Genomic DNA, 3,197 nt, shown 5'->3' with positions numbered 1-3,197 from the left:
CAGTTGACCAGGGGAAGGTGAGGGCACTTAAGGAGCACCAGGGAGTCGCCCTGATGTACATGGACCGTTTCGCCGAAGCGGAGCGGATCTTTCAGGCACTCGTCGCCACAAGCAAGGACGACAAAGAGCGTTCCGCTTACGAGGAACGATTGCGGGAAGTGGCGAAGCGCCGGAAAGCCGTGGCGTCAGGAGAAGAGAAGCCGTTCTCCAAACAGGCTTTCTGGATCGAGGCGATTGGTAACGGGTCATCCTGGGTGCGCGCCAGAGCCCTGGAGAAGGTTGCCACGATCCAGGATGAAACTGTGTACAAGAGCCTCCTGGCCGGCCTCCGGGATCCAGTCGCGGACGTGCGTTCGGCGGCGGCCATCGCGTTGGGCAACCGCGGTGACCCTCAGGCGGCCCCGGCCCTCCAAGGCCTGTTGCGAGATCCATCTCCTGAGGTTCGCGATTCGGCCCGCCTTGCGCTCCAAGAGCTTGGAAAGGAGGTGCCGCCGGAATAGCAGCCGGGGGATAACTGGCGGTTCGCTGTGGCCTGGGGCGACGGGGCCCAGGCGCGCCTGGAGGCCATGACCCAGGCCCAGGCGGACGCCTGCCAACCGCCCGACGGCGTCGCCGAGTCCGAAATGCTCACCACCTGGCGCAAACTGCACCTGGAGTTGGATTCAATGGCATTTACTTGGGACAATAATGTGGTGGGCAGGAACCTCGATGACACGTACGGCCCGAACGTTCCACATCCGGGCGACAGCGGCGCCGAGATTCATGACTGGCACTGCCCGGACAATGGGCGCTATGAAGGCGGATACTTGTATTTGTATGGCGGACCGGATTTCGAGATCATTGATAATGAAGACGACGACGGTGAGGATACGGTCTATGTGACGGATCGCACGACGCCGCCAGTGGGCGATATAACGCCTTACGAAGACTGGACGGCGGGTTTCTGCGATGATGATGTGCTGATTCAGTCGCGAACCGTGGATTGGTCTCTCATCAACGAGAAGTTCGCGCCCGCGTACATAGAAGCCAAAGAGGATGACGGGGCACAAGACTTGGACACCCCCTTTATGCCGACCGTCAGGAATGCGTCCGTTCCTATCTACAACGCAGCAGAGCCGCGGAAAGACCGTTCACCCTCGCCAGCGTATTGGGTTGCCCTCGTCCTCTCGGCCCACCAGGGCAAACTATGGCAAGAAGAACCGAGAGACGGCATCCAGTCGGCGCATGATGGTGATCCCGACCGCTACTACCACTTTCACAATAGCACGCCAACAAAAGAGGGCGACCTCGGGCTCCTGCTTGGAACAGCGTGTTGCGCCATAGGTCCCGTGCAGCGCGTACCGAACATTGCTCTTGTCTTCCTGGAGGCAGCACGAGAATACGAAGCCTGGTCGGTAGCAGGCTGGTTTCCCCCCGAGGCAAGGGCCAATGCCTTGACAGTCGAAAAGGTCACCGCTGCTCACGAATTGGGACACGTCTTCGGCTTGGGCGAGGGCCCGCCGGGGACTTTGATGGAGAGCCCTTGTATTGACTCAACCCGTGTATTCAACGAAGACCATCTGAAGGCCATACGGGAATCCGACGAGATTGAGAAAGAGGAACCCTTTTTGCAGTAAAAGGAGGCTTGGCTATGCGTCGGCTACGCGACTTACCAATTCTATTTGCGCAGGCGGTCGTATGGAGCCTGATCCTTATCCTTCTCTGCACCCCGTGTGTCGGCAGCGACGTGGATGATCTGCAAGCCGTTCTCGAAATCCACTCCAGTGAGATCGTGGTCGGCGAGCCATTGGTGGTGACCGTCGGGCTCCGGAACCCGACCGATAGCCCGGTCAAGACCGTCTATGCGCGTCCAGGTGTGTTCTACCTTGTTAGTGATGTGGATATTACTATTCTAAGCGTTGCCAAGGGTGCGGCTGTCAGAGTCAGAAAGGGGATGCCCGGGGACGTGGTATTGTGCCCAGGTAACCCCAAGTGGGAGTCACTTGGCCCCGCTATTGAGGCCGGGGGAGTCGTGAAGTCAAAGAAAACGGTCGCCCTGGTGGCCACAACAGCCGGACGCCTCGCGTGGCTCGGCCCTGGCACCTATGAGGTCCAGGCGGAAATCCGCCTCCAGGGACATGCGGCGCCCTTTAGGACTTCGCCGGAACGGTTTACGGTCAAACCATTGGTTCCGGAACAACAAGGCGCTCTATCGGTTTTCACTGCGGACTTGGCACCATTGCTCGAAGCGGGACCAGACTTCAGTCCCCAAAAGGTTAAAGAGAAGGTCGCCGAACTCAAGAAAAGGTTTCCCCAATCGCCGCATCGCCAGTACCTGGAATTTCACCTGCTCTGGGCCCTCCCTACGCGAGAGGAGAAAGTGGCAAAGGCCAACGCCTACATCGAGGAATTCCCCAAGAGCCCCTACGTGGATGACGTGCTCTGGGACTTGGCGCGCATGGAGCGGGAGGCGGATGAGTTCGAAAAGGCGGCTGCGCACCTGGAGACCTTGCTGCGGGACTATCCCGATTCGCCTCTGAAGCAGGAAGTGGAAGAACTTCAGAAGAAAATGAAGGAAGCGGAGGAGTTCCACCAGAAATTGAAGGAGGCTCGCGAGCGCGCCGCCGAACAGAAAGCCGCCAAGGAGAAGGAAGCGGCCCTCGAAGGCAAGCCCGCGCCGTCGGAAGACAAGGGCACCGGTCCACCATAGGGTTCCGCACCCAACCCCATGCAAGCGGGCCGCAAGGGGTCATGCGGCCTGCGTCAGCCGATCTTTTTCGGCAGGCTTTCGCTGATCCGGCCTGCCGCGGCATCTCGTCACGGCGTAGTCCCGGCGCGCCTGCCCCGTTGAGGTTGGGTCCGGGGCTGAAGGATCGAAAATGCCGTCCCTCCGTCCCTCAGGGAGGCCGTTCCCCAATCCTGCCTCTGCGAGCTCTGCGATCTCTGCGTTGAAGGCTGCGCAATTCCCATGCCAAAGACACGGGAAAAAAGTTATTAACATAAAGGTATGCACATGGCATGGATGGAAAGAGTGCGAAAAAGGGCACAAAAACCGGTAAAAACCGCACCAAAAACGTGAAAAAACCCCTAAAAAAGTCAAAATTTGCGCTAGCCCATCTTACCAAAGGCACCCCGTCCGCCGAAAAAAACCCCCGGAAGCTAGCGCCAGGGCCGGTGGTCTCCAAAAAACCGCCCCAAAATACCCCCCAAAACCTCCT

General features: G+C 59.1%; 4 protein-coding genes. All 4 read left to right on the top strand.

What is annotated here, in order from left to right:
- Window positions 1-500, top strand: a 500-nt coding sequence (locus tag NTX40_00330; protein ID MCX5647538.1) for a HEAT repeat domain-containing protein, incomplete at its 5' end; no start/stop codon positions are given.
- 66 nt (window positions 501-566) lie between these two features.
- The gene (locus tag NTX40_00325; protein ID MCX5647537.1) at window positions 567-1,616 is read left to right on the top strand and encodes a hypothetical protein; all 1,050 of its coding nucleotides are present in this window, start codon (window positions 567-569) and stop codon (window positions 1,614-1,616) included.
- 14 nt (window positions 1,617-1,630) lie between these two features.
- Window positions 1,631-2,689: a hypothetical protein gene (locus NTX40_00320; protein ID MCX5647536.1), complete on the top strand. Its 1,059-nt coding sequence runs from the start codon at window positions 1,631-1,633 to the stop codon at window positions 2,687-2,689.
- Window positions 2,690-2,997: 308 nt separating this feature from the next.
- Window positions 2,998-3,197, top strand: a 200-nt coding sequence (locus NTX40_00315; protein MCX5647535.1) for a hypothetical protein, incomplete at its 3' end; no start/stop codon positions are given.

The organism is Planctomycetota bacterium (assembly GCA_026387035.1).
Lineage (GTDB): Bacteria > Planctomycetota > Phycisphaerae > FEN-1346 > FEN-1346 > JAPLMM01.
The sequence above is the reverse complement of the archived record's forward strand: the minus strand, read 5'-3'. Positions and strand labels throughout refer to the sequence as shown.